General features: G+C 68.5%; 15 protein-coding genes. 9 read left to right on the top strand and 6 right to left on the bottom strand.

Translation table 11 applies throughout. From position 1 onward, the window contains the following. Window positions 1–35: 35 nt before the first annotated feature. Window positions 36–1,589, bottom strand: coding sequence for a sensor histidine kinase (locus tag BAMB_RS26730; RefSeq protein ID WP_011660270.1), 1,554 nt, complete (start codon window positions 1,587–1,589; stop codon window positions 36–38). Window positions 1,590–1,730: 141 nt separating this feature from the next. Between BAMB_RS26730 and BAMB_RS26725 the strand changes: the two genes are divergently transcribed. From BAMB_RS26725 to BAMB_RS26705, 5 genes are read left to right on the top strand one after another with little or no spacing between them, the layout of a single operon-like run. Then, entirely contained in the window at window positions 1,731–2,924 is a 1,194-nt protein-coding gene (locus BAMB_RS26725) for an acyl-CoA dehydrogenase family protein (RefSeq protein ID WP_011660269.1), read from the top strand. A gap of 53 nt (window positions 2,925–2,977) precedes the next feature. Next, window positions 2,978–3,355 carry a hypothetical protein gene (locus BAMB_RS26720; RefSeq protein ID WP_011660268.1) on the top strand — a complete coding sequence of 126 codons (378 nt, stop codon included), beginning with the start codon at window positions 2,978–2,980 and terminating at the stop codon, window positions 3,353–3,355. 8 nt (window positions 3,356–3,363) lie between these two features. Beyond that, complete coding sequence (locus BAMB_RS26715) at window positions 3,364–3,906, top strand: nuclear transport factor 2 family protein (RefSeq protein ID WP_011660267.1); 543 nt, start codon at window positions 3,364–3,366, stop codon at window positions 3,904–3,906. Window positions 3,907–3,938: 32 nt separating this feature from the next. Further along, window positions 3,939–5,063, top strand: coding sequence for an amidase (locus BAMB_RS26710; protein ID WP_011660266.1), 1,125 nt, complete (start codon window positions 3,939–3,941; stop codon window positions 5,061–5,063). 56 nt (window positions 5,064–5,119) lie between these two features. Next, the gene (locus BAMB_RS26705; protein ID WP_011660265.1) at window positions 5,120–5,863 is read left to right on the top strand and encodes an SDR family NAD(P)-dependent oxidoreductase; all 744 of its coding nucleotides are present in this window, start codon (window positions 5,120–5,122) and stop codon (window positions 5,861–5,863) included. 52 nt (window positions 5,864–5,915) lie between these two features. Here the strand turns inward: BAMB_RS26705 and BAMB_RS26700 are convergent, their stop codons facing one another. Beyond that, window positions 5,916–6,548, bottom strand: a complete 633-nt coding sequence (locus BAMB_RS26700) for a response regulator transcription factor (protein ID WP_011660264.1) — start codon at window positions 6,546–6,548, stop codon at window positions 5,916–5,918. A gap of 333 nt (window positions 6,549–6,881) precedes the next feature. On the opposite strand from BAMB_RS26700, the gene hpaC reads away from it, so the two are divergent. Continuing rightward, on the top strand, window positions 6,882–7,427 hold the full coding sequence (hpaC, locus tag BAMB_RS26695) for a 4-hydroxyphenylacetate 3-monooxygenase, reductase component (protein WP_011660263.1): 546 nt from the start codon (window positions 6,882–6,884) through the stop codon (window positions 7,425–7,427). Between the two features lie 62 nt (window positions 7,428–7,489). Here the strand turns inward: hpaC and BAMB_RS26690 are convergent, their stop codons facing one another. Continuing rightward, window positions 7,490–8,737, bottom strand: a complete 1,248-nt coding sequence (locus BAMB_RS26690; RefSeq protein WP_011660262.1) for a YbfB/YjiJ family MFS transporter — start codon at window positions 8,735–8,737, stop codon at window positions 7,490–7,492. A 627-nt stretch (window positions 8,738–9,364) separates the two neighbouring features. On the opposite strand from BAMB_RS26690, the gene BAMB_RS36135 reads away from it, so the two are divergent. After that, on the top strand, window positions 9,365–9,487 hold the full coding sequence (locus BAMB_RS36135) for a hypothetical protein (protein ID WP_006752127.1): 123 nt from the start codon (window positions 9,365–9,367) through the stop codon (window positions 9,485–9,487). A gap of 58 nt (window positions 9,488–9,545) precedes the next feature. Further along, window positions 9,546–10,499 (top strand): CgnE/CgnB domain-containing protein, encoded by a 954-nt coding sequence (locus tag BAMB_RS26680; RefSeq protein WP_011660261.1) that lies wholly within the window; start codon window positions 9,546–9,548, stop codon window positions 10,497–10,499. Window positions 10,500–10,507: 8 nt separating this feature from the next. On the opposite strand, the gene BAMB_RS26675 is transcribed toward BAMB_RS26680, so the two are convergent. Continuing rightward, entirely contained in the window at window positions 10,508–11,017 is a 510-nt protein-coding gene (locus BAMB_RS26675) for a GNAT family N-acetyltransferase (protein WP_011660260.1), read from the bottom strand. A 40-nt stretch (window positions 11,018–11,057) separates the two neighbouring features. Next, window positions 11,058–12,116, bottom strand: coding sequence for an AraC family transcriptional regulator (locus tag BAMB_RS26670; protein ID WP_041491594.1), 1,059 nt, complete (start codon window positions 12,114–12,116; stop codon window positions 11,058–11,060). Between the two features lie 143 nt (window positions 12,117–12,259). Here BAMB_RS26670 and BAMB_RS35590 point away from each other — a divergent pair, with 143 nt between their 5' ends. Then, window positions 12,260–12,397 (top strand): hypothetical protein, encoded by a 138-nt coding sequence (locus tag BAMB_RS35590; RefSeq protein ID WP_011660258.1) that lies wholly within the window; start codon window positions 12,260–12,262, stop codon window positions 12,395–12,397. Between the two features lie 43 nt (window positions 12,398–12,440). Here the strand turns inward: BAMB_RS35590 and BAMB_RS26665 are convergent, their stop codons facing one another. Further along, on the bottom strand, window positions 12,441–13,493 hold the full coding sequence (locus BAMB_RS26665) for an RNA-guided endonuclease InsQ/TnpB family protein (RefSeq protein WP_011660257.1): 1,053 nt from the start codon (window positions 13,491–13,493) through the stop codon (window positions 12,441–12,443).

Raw genomic sequence — 13,493 nt, 5'->3', positions numbered from 1 at the left:
GTGGCGCACGTAAAGCACGTGAAGCATCGCGGCGGCTACGCCTGCGCGTCGGCAAACGGCAGCGTCACGCGGCAGTCGAGCCCGCCGCCTTCGGCCGGACTCGCGACGATGCGGCCGCCGTGGCGCGTGACGATGCTCTTGCACAGCGACAGCCCGATCCCGTTGCCGCCAGCCTTCGACGACGAGAAACCGTCGAACAGCCGGTCGTGCGCCCCTTCGGCGACACCGGGGCCGTTGTCGATCGCGCGCAGCTCCGCGTGCCCGCCGACGTTCGCGGTGCCGAGCATCAGCATGCGCGGCATGCGCTCGCAGCCGGCGAACGCCTCGATCGCGTTGAACGCGAGGTTGAGCACCACCTGCCCGATCAGCACACGCTCGCAGCGGATCGGCAGCGGCGCATCGGCCTGCACGATCGCGACCGTCACGCCCGCTTCCTTCGCCCGCAACTCGATGAAATACGCGACGTCGGCGAGGATCTCGCGCAGATCGGCGAGCGCGACAGCCGGCTCGCGCTTCACGATGAACTCGCGCACGCTCTTGATGATCAGCGCCGCATGCTCGGCCTGCCGGTCCGCGCTGCGCAGCCCCCAGATCGCATCGTCGACGGCGCCGCGCGCATTCAGCCGCCGCACCGCGCCCTCGATGAAATTGCGCACGGCCGCGAGCGGCTGGCTCAGCTCGTGCGCGATCACGCTCGCCATCTCGCCCATCGCGTTGTAGCGGCCCGCGTATTCGAGCATGCGCGCTTCCGCGCGCCGTGCGTCCTCGATCGCGACTTCGTCGCTCACGTCGCGAAACTGCACGAGCAGCCCGTCGAGATCGCCTTCGATCTCGACCTGCCGGCACAGGATGCGCAGCCAGCACGTCGAACCGTCGCGCCGCACTATCCGGTAGCGCTGCGGCTCGGACGGGCACGCCGACGGCGCATCGCGCAGTTGCGCGACGAGCCGGTCGCGGTCGGCCGCGCTGCAGTAGTCGAGCACCTCGCCGAGCGCTTCGTCCGGCGCGAGCCCGAGCACGCGCCGGCCCGACTCGCTGATGAACTGCACGCGGCCCTGTGGCGTGACGACCGCGATCCCTTCGTCGAGATCCTGCATGAACTCGCGCAGCCGCGCCTCATAGCGGCGCAGTTGCTGGCGCACCGCCTCTTCCGCACTGATGTCGCGGAACTGCACCATCACGACGTCGCGCCCGCGCAGCGGCACGTAGGTGGCGGTCGCCTCCGACAGCATGTCGACGCCGGTGCGGGACCGGTAGCACCACTCGTACACCTGCGGGCCGTCGACGAGCGCGCGATCCCACGCGCTCACGGCGATCTCGCGGCGGTATTTCGGTTCGGGACGCGTCATGTCCTGCGCCTTCAGCGGCAGCAGCTCCTCGACGGAAAAACCGAGCGCGATGCACGCGGCGCGGTTCGCCCACACGATCGCGCGGGTCTGCGCGTCGTGCAGCAGCACGCAGGTGGTCAATGCGTCGAGCAGCCGGTGGAAATCGTCTTCGTCGGGAAAACTCATGATCGGATTCGGATGAAGGCGCGCGGCGTCGCGCGGCCGGATGTCCAACATAGCACCGGCGTGCGCGGCCCGCATCTGAAGATTTCTTTAGTCCGGCACGGAGCGACACCAGTCACGCGGCCCTACGCACCAATTGCTGCGGGTTTTCGACGTTTCTAGACTAGGCCCATGCATCGTCTTGCCCCCGCAACCGAACCCCATCCCCAGGAGACCGCCATGCCCAACGCCGCCCTCGCCATCGACGCCGCGTCCCCCTCGCCGCACGCGGTCCGTGAAGCGGCCGCGCGGGTGTCGCCGCTCGACGCCGTGATCGAGACCGTCGCCGCGCGCCGCGACGAATTCGACCGCCTGTCGCACGTGCCGCGCGACGTGATCGCGCTGTTCAAGAAAGCCGGCATCTATCGCGCGGGCACGCCGCGCCGCTTCGGCGGCGACGCGCTCGCGCCGGGCGCGTTCCTCGACATGATCGAGCGGATCGCGACCGCCGACGGGTCGGCCGCGTGGGTCGCGAGCTTCGGCTCGGCCAACGTCTATCTCGCCGCGCTGCCGCTCGCCACGCAGGCCGAGCTGTACGCGAGCGGCCCCGACCAGGTGTTCGCGGGCGGGCTGTTCCCGGTGCAGCCGGCGCAGGCGGCCCCCGGCGGCTGGCGCGTGAACGGCACGTGGAAATTCGCGAGCGGCTGCAAGGGCGCCGACTGGCTCGGCGTCGGCATCGCGGTGCCCGGCGCGCAGGATGCCGCGCCGAACAAGCCGCGCACGGCCGTGTTCCGTGCCGCCGACGTCGAGATCGTCGAGAACTGGAGCGTGGTCGGCATGCAGGGCACCGGCAGCCACGACCTGCGCGTCGACGATCGCTTCGTGCCGGAAGCGTGGACCTTCGTGCGCGGCGGCGAGGCAACCGTCGACGAGCCGCTGTACCGCTATCCGACCGTCGCGTATGCGGCGCAGGTGCTCGCCGTGGTCAACCTCGGGCTGGCCCGCGCGGCGCTCGACGTCGCGAACCGGATGTCGGGCGGCCGCCAGACGACCACCGGCGCGCCGCGCCTCGCCGATCGCGCGTATTTCCGCATCGAACTCGCGAAGGCCGAAGCGCAGTTGCGCTCGGCGCGCGCGTTCTTCTACGACGCGACCGACTCGGTCTGGCAATCGATCCTCGCGGGGAACCCCGTCACACCCGAGCAGGTCAGCCTGCTGAGGCTCGCCGCCACGCACATCGCCCGCGAAGGCGCGAGCGTCGTCGAGCGCGCGTATCGCCTCGGCGGCACGGCCGCGATCTATCGCACGCATCCGCTGCAGCGCCTGCTGCGCGACGCGATGGTCGTCACGCAGCACGCGTTTCTCGGCGAAGGCAACTTCGACGGCGCGGGCGCGGTGTTCACCGGCGTCACGCCGTTTCCCGGCTATCTGTAATTCGCGTCGCTTCGCCGCGACGCCGCTCAACGCATTCTTCAGGAGAACCTGTCATGTCCGATTCGAATCCGCTGCCGCTGCGCGTGCTGTTCTGCTGCGGCGTGTCGCAAAACTTCTTCGACCTGCCGCGCGAGAAGATCGGCGAAGTGTGGCAAGCGTACGGCGCGATGCTCGCCGCCGTCGAGGCAATGCCCGGCGTGCGCGTGCTCGGCGTGATGGATGACGACCGCCTCGTCGTCGGTCAGGCCGACGGCGCGCCATGGACCTTCTACATCATGGCCGACGTCGCCGACTTCGACACGACGGTCGCGGTCTGCAACCTGTATCGCACGACGCCCGTCGGCGAATACAACCTGTGGCGCTACGGCAAGATCGAGGCGCGGGTCGGCCGCGCGCTGACCGTGCCGCCGGCCGCGCGCCCCGCGTCGTGAGGCGCGCGATGACCGGCTCCGATTCGGCCCGCTCGATCGACGTGCTTGAAGTGCTCGGAGCGCTTGAGCGGCGCGTGGCGACGCTCGACGCCGAACGCGCGGTGCGTGCGACGATCACGCGCTACATGGCGCTGTGCGACGTGCCCGAGGATGTCGGCGACGGCCCGGCGCTCGCCGCGCTGTTCACGGCCGATGCGGTGTGGGAAGGCATCGGCCCGCAGTACGCGCGCAAGTTCGGCCGCCTCGAAGGCACGGACGCGATCGTCGCGATGCTGCGCCGCTATCTGCCGCCCGAGCCGCATTTCGTGGCGAACCTGCACTTCCTGACGTCGGAGTCGATCGACGTCGGCGCCGATCTCGCGACCGCGCGCGGCCGCTGGATCATGCTGCAGGCGTCGCGCCACGTGGACGGCACGGCCGAGCTGATCGCCGCACGGCTGACCGTCGATTTCGCGCCGGCCGAGGGCGCCGCCGCGTGGCTGATCCGCCATTTCCGCACCGAGCGCGTGCTCGACGGCCCGTGGCCGCTCGCCGCCGCGCCGCGGTCCTGAACCCTTTCACTCCGCTCGCACGCCATCGCACCATGACAGGCTTCATCGACACCTTCACGCTGGGCGGCCCGGGCCCGACGATCGCGATCAAGGACACGATCGACATCGCCGGCCATCCGACCCGCGCGGCCAGCCGCGCGCTCGCCGACGCGCCGCCCGCCGCGCGGCACGCTGACGTAGTCGGCCTGCTGCTCGACGCCGGCTGGCAGATCGCCGGCAAGGCGAACATGCACGAGCTCGCGTTCGGCATGACCGGCATCAACGACTTCACCGGCACGCCGGTCAATCCGCAAGACCCGATGCGCATTCCGGGCGGCTCGTCGAGCGGCTCGGCGTCGCTCGTCGGGCTCGGCTTGGTCGACGCCGCGCTCGGCACCGACACCGGCGGCTCGATTCGCGGGCCGGCCGCCTGCTGCGGCGTGGCCGGGCTCAAGCCGACGTTCGGCCGCGTGTCGCGGCGCGGCGTCGCGCCCGCCGACACCACGCTCGATTGCGTCGGACCGTTCGCGCGCGACGTCGATACGCTCGCGGCCGTGACGGCCGCCATCGCACCGGGCTTCGACCGTGCGCGTGCGGCAGCGCCCGTTGCCGGCTGCACGATCGCGCGCGTGATCGTCGATGCCGACGCGGCCATCGTCGCCGCGCTCGACACGGCGCTGCGCGCGTCCGGCCTGCGCGTGCGCGAAGCCGTGCTCGACGAGCTGCCTGCCGCGTTCGCGGCCGGGCTCGCCGTCATCAACGCGGAAACGTCGCGCGCATTCGGTCATCTCGTCGCGACCGGCAAGCTCGGCGCCGATCTCGATGCGCGGCTGCGCACGGCCGCGACGACGACACCGGCCGCACTCGAGGAAGCCGAAGCCGTGCGCGCACGTTTCACCGCGCAGGTCGATGCCGCGCTCGAACATGCGGACGTGCTGGTGCTGCCGACGCTGCCCGCATTGCCGATCACGCTTCAGCAGGCACGCGACGGCGTGTCGGTGATTGCGATGTCGTCGCTGATCCGGCCGTTCAACCTGAGCGGTCACCCGGCGCTCAGCCTGCCGCTGCCGCTCGCGGGAACGCCGCTGAAGGCCGGCTTGCAGATCGTCGGACGCAAGGGCGCGGACGAACACGTGTGCGCCGTCGCCGCGCACTTCGAGGCGGCGCTCGCCGCATGAACCACGATGCGGGCGCCGCTTCGGCCACGCGCCCGCGAACCAGGGAATCACGCACCATGTCAGATCGAGTCGTCCTCGTCACCGGCGCCGCGCGCGGGCTCGGCGCCGTCATCGCCGAACGCTTTCACGCGGCCGGCTATCGCGTCGCGCTGGCCGACATCGCCGCCGACGCCATTCAAGCGCATGCGCGCGAACTCGACCCGAGCGGTGAACGCGCGATCGCGCTGCCGCTCGACGTCACGTCGAAGCACGACTTCGAAGCCGCGCGCGATGCGCTCGTCGCACGCTGGGGCACGATCGACGTGCTCGTCAACAATGCCGGCGCGTCGAAGGTCGTGCCCGCGATGGAGATCACGGCCGAGCAGTTCGATCAGGTGATCGACGTGAACCTGCGCAGCGTGCTGTTCGGTTGCCAGGTATTCGGCCAGTACTTCGCGACGCGCGGCGCGGGCCGCATCGTCAACATCGCGTCGCTCGCCGGGCAGAACGGCGGCTCGGCGACGGGCGCACACTACGCGGCCGCGAAGGGCGGCACGCTGACGCTGACCAAGGTATTCGCGCGCGATCTCGCCGCGCACGGCGTGACCGTCAACGCGATCTCGCCGGGCCCGCTCGACTTGCCGATCGTGTACGAGAGCGTCGCGCCGGAGAAGCTGCGGCAGGTGCTCGCGAGCCTGCCGGGCGGCAAGCTCGGCTCGGCCGGTTTCGTCGCGGATGCGGCGGTGCTGCTCGCGTCGGGCGACGCGCATTTCGCGAACGGCGCATGCTGGGACATCAACGGCGGGTTGTACATGCGGTGAGCGCTGAGCGTGGCGCGCTTCGGCGCGCATTCTCGCAGCTAGCTGCCAGCAGCTAGCGCGGCGTTTCGTTGTCGCCGCCCCACACGACCATCACGTCGCGCACGAGCGCGGCGATCGACGTCGCGCCGAGCTTCTCCTTGATGCTCGCGCGATGCACGTCGACGGTCTTCACGCTGATCGACAGGTCCGACGCGATCTGCTTGCTGCCCTTGCCGTCGACGACGCCGCGCAGGACTTCCTTCTCGCGCGCGGTCAGCGCATCGAGCCGCTGGCGCAGCTCGCGGTGATGCCGGTCGACCGCGTGCCGCTGCTGCGCGAGCCGCAGCGCGCGTTGCACGCGCTCGAGCATCTGCTGCGAGTTGTACGGCTTCTCGACGAAGTCGATCGCGCCGTTCTGCAGCGCGCGCACCGACATCGGAATGTCGCCGTGCCCGCTGACGAAGATCACCGGCAGCGTCGCGCCGCGCGCATTCAGCTCCGCCTGCACGTCGAACCCGCTTTTCTCCGGCATCCTCACGTCGAGCACCAGGCACGCAGGCAGGTTCACGTCGAAGCGCGCGAGAAAGTCGGCGGCATTCGCGAATCCTTCGGACGCGATGCCGACCGATTCGAGCAACCACGCAAGCGACGTCCGCATGCCGCTGTCGTCGTCGACGATGTATACGATCGGAGCGGGTGACGTCATCGGGGTGTCTCGCAAAATATCGGTATCGGTATCGCACGCGCCGCATGTCACGCAAGCGTCGTTCGTCGGGGGTATGCGGCACATCATAACGAGCCGAAAATGCGCTGAATACCCCTTCACGTGCCGCGCGAACGCCCGATCGCAGTTTTTTTCGCGCGCCGCGCCGCGCATCTAGGTAGAACCTTTAGACGCGTTGGCGGGAACGCCAGCTTCGGCATCAATCGTGCGAATGTTCGCCGGCTTTTTCGTGACGTACGCTTGGATCATCGTCGACGATCCGATGCCGCATCGATACCATGCACGATCGCCGCACTCATCCAATCAGGAGCGCCCATGTCCGCCACGACCGACACCCCGCAACCGGCGCGCGCCGAACCGACCGACGCGCAAAAGGCCTTCCGGCAAGCGATGGCCCACCTCGGCGCGGCCGTCAACGTGATCACCACCGCGGGGCCGCACGGCCGTTGCGGGATCACTGCGAGCGCCGTCTGTTCCGTCACCGATGCGCCGCCGACGCTGCTCGTGTGCCTGAACCGGTCGAGCGCGATGCACGCGATCTTCGAGCGCAATCGGCACGTGTGCATCAACGTGCTGCCGGCCGAGCACGAACTGCTCGCGCGGCATTTCGCGGGCCTCACCGAGCTGCCGATGGAGCGCCGCTTCGAGTTGCCGGTGTGGGATCGCGGCGAGCAGGACGTGCCCGTGCTGCGCGACGCGCTCGCGAGCCTGCAGGGGACGATCGCCGAGATGAAGGAAGTCGGCTCGCATTCGGTGATGTTCATCGAGGCGACGTCGATCCGCGTGCGCCACGACGGCGACAGCCTCATCTACTTCAGCCGCGCGTTTCATCGCGTGGCGCGCACGGCGTGCGTGCGGTGATCGGCGCGTGACGAGCGGTAACGCACGTTCGCAAGCCCGTCATTGATTGGCGTGAACAAACCCTAGGACGCCCGCAGCGCGCGCTGTCCGGCCGCGAGCGCCGCACCCGCGAACAGCATCAGCGCCGAATACACGAGCCCGCGCGCGAGCCCCGCGCTGTCCGACACCCAGCCGATCGCGACGGGGCCGGCGATCTGCCCGAACGCGAAGACCGTCGTGAACGCGCTGATGCCTTTCGCCCAGCCTTCCGGCGGCAGGTTGTGGCGCACGAACGCGGTGGTCGCCGCAACCGCCGACAGGAACGTCGCGCCGAACAGCACGCCCGACGCGAACGCGGCAGCCGGATGCACGAACAGCGCCGGCATCAGCGTCGCGACGCCGAGCAGCGCGTTGAGCACGGCCAGCGCCTGGCCGCCGCGCATCCGGTCGAGCAGCCCCGACCACAGCCGCGCCGACACGACGGTCGCCGCGCCGAGCGTCACGTAGAACGCGGACACGACCGTCCCGCTCATCCCCGCGCCGCGCAGCAGCGCGACGATGAACGTCATGTACCCGATATAGCCGACGCCGAACAGTGCGTAGCCCGCGAGCGCGAGTGCGAAGCGCGCCGGGTGCGCGGTGGCGGCCGGCGCGGTGCCGTCGCGCGGCACGGCCGGTGCCGCGTGCGCGCGCTCGATGCGGCGTGCCGCCGATACGGCTACAGCGGAGAACAGCACGCACGCGAACGCGAGCGCGAACCACGCGGGTTGCCAGCCATGCGCGCGTTGCACGAGCGTCGCCGGCACGAGCAGCGACGACGCAACGACGCCCCACCCCGTGCCGCCGTAATAGAGCCCGAGCAGGAGCCCCGCATCGCGCGGCGCCGCGGACGCGAGCCGCGCGGCCAGCACGCCGCCGCTGATGAAGATCAGCGCGCTGCCGACGCCCGTCGCGAGCCGCTCGACGAGCAGCGCGTTCATGTCGGACGTGAGCCCGCATGCGGCCATCAGCACCACGGTCAGCGCGCAGCCGGCCGCGAGCAGCGTGCCCGTGCGCCAGCGCCGCGACAGGAACGGGAAAATGAGCGCGCCGATCAGGTAGCCGGCCGCGTTCGCCGTGTTCAGCGCGCCGGCCTGCGCGAAAGTCCAGCCGAGATCGGCCTTCATCGGCGGCAACAGCAGTGCATACGAGAAGCGTGCGAGGCCGAGCGCGATCGCGCTGCCGAGCGACAGGCAGATCGCGAGCCGCCATGCGGCCATGCGGTCGGGTTCGGTGGCGCTCGCATCCGGCCGTGCTCGGCCGGCGTGCTCCGGTTGCGGTGCTGCGCGCATCGCGGTGTCTCCATCGTAGTTCGAGGCCGGTCGGGGCCTGGGTCCCGCAACGTCGACGCGGCTTTGACTGCCGTGGGCCGCCCGCCGTGGCGTCGTCGCTGCGGATTCCGTGTTGTGGCGGGCGCCGGTTCCGACTGCCGGACCCGGTGCGCCGCTCGACCGATGATACTTGACCGGCCGCGAGCGCTGCCTGCACCGTCAGCAGCGATACCGCACGTCGCCCGCAAACTAGCCCGTCAAGCCGCTCGGCAAGGCGCTGCTGGGTTGAAACCGGTAACGGCCCGGCGACGCATGCATCGTTAGCGAACGACAAAAAACGAAACGATCTGCGCAATTGGACTCCGGATTTAAAAAATCACGCGAATTGATTTATCGATCATGCCCCGATATTCAATAAAAAATCGCGGCCGTCGAAATTCGATTCATTCGCGTCGATCGCACGAAGTTCAGCGAACTCGCTTGTTTAGCACGCTTTGGCTAAAAACCTTGCAACGCATTGCATTCGGTAAATCGTCAGACTAATATCGACGCCACTCGCCCGGTATTCAAAAAATTCCGGATGAGGGCGGTAATCCCTTTACCGCGCTTTCATGTTGAATCACTCATGTTCACCACAGGAGAATTGACATGCAGGAAACCCGGCAAATCGAATTGCTTGACTGGATGCAGGAAGACACGCACCCCGAAGCCGTCGACATGATGGTGGAGGATGCCGTGGTGCCGTTCGGCACCGCGCTCTGGCCGGTCTGAGCGGCCAGCCCGTTCTCGCGGAAGGGCTGCGGCCCTTCCGCCGCTTCCGGAGACACGCATGCTGAACCTGCATCGCGCGCTGGGCTTTCACCCCGCGCTGCGCGACAAACTCGCACGCGGCGAGACGGGACAACTGCTGGTCGGCTACGACACCCGCAACCGCGACACCGCATTGCGCGCGTTTTCCGCCCTGCCCGGCTCGCTCGACGCGACCACCCTCTGCCTCGAAAGCACCCCGCCCGCCGAGATCACCGCCGCGCTCTCGCACGCCGACCTGTTCGTGCTGCTGTACGACTCGTCGTGTCTGCCGACGCCGTCACCGAGCGGCCCGCCGTTCCTCGCCGCGATCCGTCCCGCGATCGTCGAGCACTGGAGCAAGTCGGTACTGTTCAAGGATTACGGCCCGCATCTCGACGAGGCGTTCGCCGAATCGCTCGACGACATCGCCGCACGCAACGGCCGGCTGATCGACGCGGCCGCGCGCGCGTCAGAGATCCGCTTCATCGACGAAGCCGGCAACACGCTGACCGGCTCGCTCGCGCCGGACCAGAAATGGACGAGCGTGGACGGGATGGGCAATCTCGACGTCGTGCCCGGCGAAATCGCGACGCACGTCACCGACCTGCACGGCTCGATCGTGTTCAGCGGCACGTTCCTCGGCACCGTGCCGTTCGCGATCAAGTACCGTGTGGCGGAGCGGCTCGCGACGCTGCATGTCGAAGACAGCCTGATCGTCGATTTCGACAGCGACGACGCGGGTTTCCGGCGCGACTTCGCGTCGTATCTCGACCGGCACGACAATCACCGGCGCATCGAGGAATTCGGCATCGGCACGAACCTGGGCATCCGTGGGCTGTACGGTCGCAACGCCGGGTTCGAGGAACGCCATCCGGGCCTGCATCTCGGCCTCGGCGGCGGCGCGAACGGCAGTCATCACCTCGACCTGATCTTCGCGCGCGGCACGCTCGCGTTCGACGGGCAGGTCGTGTTCGACGGCGCGTTCGCCGTCTAAACGTGGAATCAGGCTTCGGCGGCCGCCGCGTCGCCGAGCCACTTGAACATCACGAGGCAATCGACGAAGCCGAGCCGCGCATGACGATACGCGCGCGGCAAGCGGCCGACGATCTCGAAGCCGAGCTTCTGCCACAACGCGACCGCCACTTCGTTCGTCGCGACCACCGAGTTGAACTGCATCGCGAGGAAGCCGCGTTCGCGCGCCACCTGCTGCGAGTGCTCGCACATCAGGCGCGCGACGCCCTTGCCGCGCGCCGCGTCGGCGACCATATAGCCGCAGTTGCACACGTGATTGCCGGGCCCAGCCGCATTCGCCTTCAGGTAGTACGAGCCGAGCAGCACGCCGTCCTCCTCGGCAACCCACGTGCACAGCGGCGCGTCGAGCCACTGCGCGCGGGCGGCTTCGCGCGTCGGCGCCGGATCGAATGCGTAGGTCTCCTGCGCGGCGACGATCGCGTGGTAGGTGGGCCAGAAGCGGGCGAAGTCGTCTTCGGTCATCGGGCGAAGCGTGATCATGCGGGTTCTCTCGCGAAAGGGTTGGGGGAGGCGCGTGGCGCTACGCCGCGTCGGTGCGGGCGCCGTCGCGCAGCAGGCCGCTGCGGTAGGTGCCCGGCGGCACACCATACCAGCGCTTGAACGCCTGCGAGAAACTCGACAGGTCGCTGAAGCCGAGCCGCTCGGCGACTTCCGTCAGCGACAGGTGCGCATCGCCGAGCAGCGTCTCGGCCATCGCACCGCGCGCCTGCGCGAGCAGCGTGCGGAATGTCGTGCCTTCCTCCTGCAGCCGGCGCTTCAGCGTGCGCGGGCTCGTGTTCATCAGCCGCGCGATGTCGTCGAGCGAGAACGGCACGTTGCCGGGCGTCGCCGTCAGGTATTGCCGCACCATCTCCGACGTGCCGACCCGCGCGCGTCGCGCTTCGACCAGCTGCACGCACATCTGCTCGCACATCGAAACCGTCAGCGGGTTCGCATGCGGCAGCGGCCGGTCGAGAAAGCCGCGGTCGAACGCGACGCTGTTCGCACGCGCGCCGAACGCGGGTTCGACACCGGCGATGCGCGGTGCGGGCGCGCGTGTGGACGTGGCTACGCTCGCCGCGCTCGCGGCCTGCATCGTGAAGCGCGACAACGCGAAATCGTCGCCGCCGATTTCCTGCAGCAGCACGACGGCGGCCGTCATGTCGCGTTCGACGAGGAACCGGCTCAGGTCGGCATCGAGCTCCGGCGCGCCGAAATTGAGCACGCACGTGTGCGCTTCCTCGCGGTACGTGATCACCGTGAACGCATACGTGAGCGGCAGGAAGCGCATCGCGAGCGCCAGCGCGTCGCGCGCGGTCGCGCTCGCGATCAGTCCGTAGCCCCACACGCCGTATGCGGAGAAGTGATAGCGCTGCCCGACCTCGAACCCGAGGCCCGGCGCACGCCCGAGCGCGCGCAGCAGATTGCCGGTCAGCCGCAGTTCCTGCGCGGCCGTCACCTCGACGTTCGGATCGTCGAGCTGCGCGTCCGCGAGGCCCGTGCCGGACAGCAGCTTCGTGCGCGACACGCCGCGCTCGTCGCCGAAATCGGCCAGCAGCCGGGCACTGGCCGGACTCCGGGTGAAGTCCCAGAAGCTCATGCGGAGAAACCCTCGAAGCGCCGATTTGGCCCAAATACTAAAACAATTGTCCCGAAGCAGCATTGGTGTTTTCCCATGCGGCCCGCACCATCGGCGTCATCAGTCGTCGCCTGAACGACACCCACGCCCCCGGAGGAGACACCATGCGACCGAGTCGCCCGCCCGATCTCGCGGCCCGCTTCGAACGCCAGCGCGAAGCGTTCGCCCGCGACCCCGCCCCGCCGCTCGCGATCCGCCTGTCGCGGCTCGATCGCCTGCGCGCGCTGACGCGCATCGCATGATCCATCGACCATCGGGAGACGACTCCTTGACGTCCTCACCCGCCTAAAGGCAGGTGATTCCCACACCTGGCGATGCACGTCCGCATCGGAGAATGTTCAGCGCAGCGTTGATATCACGATCATGCACGACACCACAGTCACTGCAGGCCCACTCTCTTATTCGCAGTCCCGCGATACCTTTCGGCCGCGTCGTGCTGTCTTTCGATCCGCACGCCGAACAGGACTGGGTAGAACCGCTTTCGTCGACTTCCTCGAACGTGGCCCCGTGCGCGATCGCCTTGTAACGGAGCTTGTTTCGGAAGGACGACCAGGATGCGTCGTAGACGCTTTTCGCCATCCTGGTTCTGGCAAGTTTGACGGCAGATACATTGCCAACCGCGATGTAATCGAAGCGCCGCACCAGATCGAGCGCGAGCTTGTGCTGAAAATCGGCACGGGCATTCGCGACCTTGGCGTGCAACTTCGCGATATGCCGCTTGTGCTTTCGCGCCCGTTGAGCTTTCGCCAGTTTCTCCGCCGCGCGTCGGCCGAATCGGTCATTGGGCAGCTTCTCGCCCGTCGAAAGTGTGGCGAAGTCTTTCAGGCCGAGATCAATGCCGACACCGGAACGGATCGGGCGAGCCTGAATATCAGCCACCTCGATCACGATGTTGAGAAACCAGTTGCCGCGTGCATCCTGCGCAAAGTTGGTCCCGTCCTTGATCTTGCCTTCGGGAAGCGGGCGGCTGTTGAACACGCGAAACGTGTTGCCGGCGAAACGGAACGCGTCACCCTCGCGCTTCAGGTCACGGCCCTTCAGCGGCACCCAGCCCAGCGATTTCCTGCCGCGATAGCGCAGGTAGGGCCGACGGTGCTGACTGCGCGACTTCGCGTATTGCTCGCACGTCGCGTTGATCGTGCCGGAGTGGATACCGAGTTCCTTGCTACTGCCGGTGGTCAACACGTTCAGTTCAAAACCCGTCGGCCATTTCTTGCTCCACTTGAGCGCGTGCTTCTGCGTGTCATTGCAGAAGTTCCAGACGTAGTTCACCGCACGGCTCTGCTTGTTGAGCAGTCCGTTGAGCGACTTCACCCGGTAGCGGTAGACAAGAATCAT

This window comes from Burkholderia ambifaria AMMD (genome assembly GCF_000203915.1).
Classification (GTDB): Bacteria; Pseudomonadota; Gammaproteobacteria; order Burkholderiales; family Burkholderiaceae; genus Burkholderia; species Burkholderia ambifaria.
The sequence above is the reverse complement of the archived record's forward strand: the minus strand, read 5'-3'. Positions and strand labels throughout refer to the sequence as shown.

Excerpts from the sequence above, each read along its gene's own strand:
- BAMB_RS26730 (WP_011660270.1), bottom strand. The coding sequence starts at position 1,589 with ATGCGGGCCGCGCACGCCGGTGCTATGTTGGACATCCGGCCGCGCGAC.
- BAMB_RS26725 (WP_011660269.1), top strand. The coding sequence starts at position 1,731 with ATGCCCAACGCCGCCCTCGCCATCGACGCCGCGTCCCCCTCGCCGCAC.
- BAMB_RS26720 (WP_011660268.1), top strand. The coding sequence starts at position 2,978 with ATGTCCGATTCGAATCCGCTGCCGCTGCGCGTGCTGTTCTGCTGCGGC.
- BAMB_RS26715 (WP_011660267.1), top strand. The coding sequence starts at position 3,364 with ATGACCGGCTCCGATTCGGCCCGCTCGATCGACGTGCTTGAAGTGCTC.
- BAMB_RS26710 (WP_011660266.1), top strand. The coding sequence starts at position 3,939 with ATGACAGGCTTCATCGACACCTTCACGCTGGGCGGCCCGGGCCCGACG.
- BAMB_RS26705 (WP_011660265.1), top strand. The coding sequence starts at position 5,120 with ATGTCAGATCGAGTCGTCCTCGTCACCGGCGCCGCGCGCGGGCTCGGC.
- BAMB_RS26700 (WP_011660264.1), bottom strand. The coding sequence starts at position 6,548 with ATGACGTCACCCGCTCCGATCGTATACATCGTCGACGACGACAGCGGC.
- hpaC (WP_011660263.1), top strand. The coding sequence starts at position 6,882 with ATGTCCGCCACGACCGACACCCCGCAACCGGCGCGCGCCGAACCGACC.
- BAMB_RS26690 (WP_011660262.1), bottom strand. The coding sequence starts at position 8,737 with ATGCGCGCAGCACCGCAACCGGAGCACGCCGGCCGAGCACGGCCGGAT.
- BAMB_RS36135 (WP_006752127.1), top strand. The coding sequence starts at position 9,365 with ATGCAGGAAACCCGGCAAATCGAATTGCTTGACTGGATGCAGGAAGAC.
- BAMB_RS26680 (WP_011660261.1), top strand. The coding sequence starts at position 9,546 with ATGCTGAACCTGCATCGCGCGCTGGGCTTTCACCCCGCGCTGCGCGAC.
- BAMB_RS26675 (WP_011660260.1), bottom strand. The coding sequence starts at position 11,017 with ATGATCACGCTTCGCCCGATGACCGAAGACGACTTCGCCCGCTTCTGG.
- BAMB_RS26670 (WP_041491594.1), bottom strand. The coding sequence starts at position 12,116 with ATGAGCTTCTGGGACTTCACCCGGAGTCCGGCCAGTGCCCGGCTGCTG.
- BAMB_RS35590 (WP_011660258.1), top strand. The coding sequence starts at position 12,260 with ATGCGACCGAGTCGCCCGCCCGATCTCGCGGCCCGCTTCGAACGCCAG.
- BAMB_RS26665 (WP_011660257.1), bottom strand. The coding sequence starts at position 13,493 with ATGATTCTTGTCTACCGCTACCGGGTGAAGTCGCTCAACGGACTGCTC.